Genomic DNA, 353 nt, shown 5'->3' with positions numbered 1-353 from the left:
GGAGGAAAACCTGAAATCCCTGGGGCTTCAGCTGGAGAACTACGAATATCCCTATGAAGTAAATAAGCTTGTGGTAAGTAATCAAAATCAGGAGCTGGAATTCGCTTATATGGACATTCAGCCGGAGAATTACAACAATAAGAATGTATTGCTGCTTCACGGAAAGAACTTCAACGGAGCCTATTGGGAAACTACTATTGAGGTCCTCTCCCGGGAGGGTTATCGGGTGATTGTGCCAGACCAAATTGGCTTCGGAAAGTCTTACAAACCTGAATATTTCCAGTACAGTTTTCAACAATTGGCTGCCAATACCAAAAACTTACTGGACACCTTAAAAGTATCAAAAGTGGCAG

Annotated in this window: 1 protein-coding gene; it reads left to right on the top strand. The window is 42.5% G+C overall.

Annotation, left to right across the window (positions count from 1 at the left end; all coding sequences use genetic code 11):
* Positions 1–353, top strand: a 353-nt coding sequence (locus HC175_RS21215; RefSeq protein ID WP_168139934.1) for an alpha/beta fold hydrolase, incomplete at both ends; no start/stop codon positions are given.

The organism is Salinimicrobium oceani (genome assembly GCF_012037645.1).
Note: the sequence above shows the minus strand (reverse complement) of the source record. Positions and strands in the feature narration are given on the sequence as shown.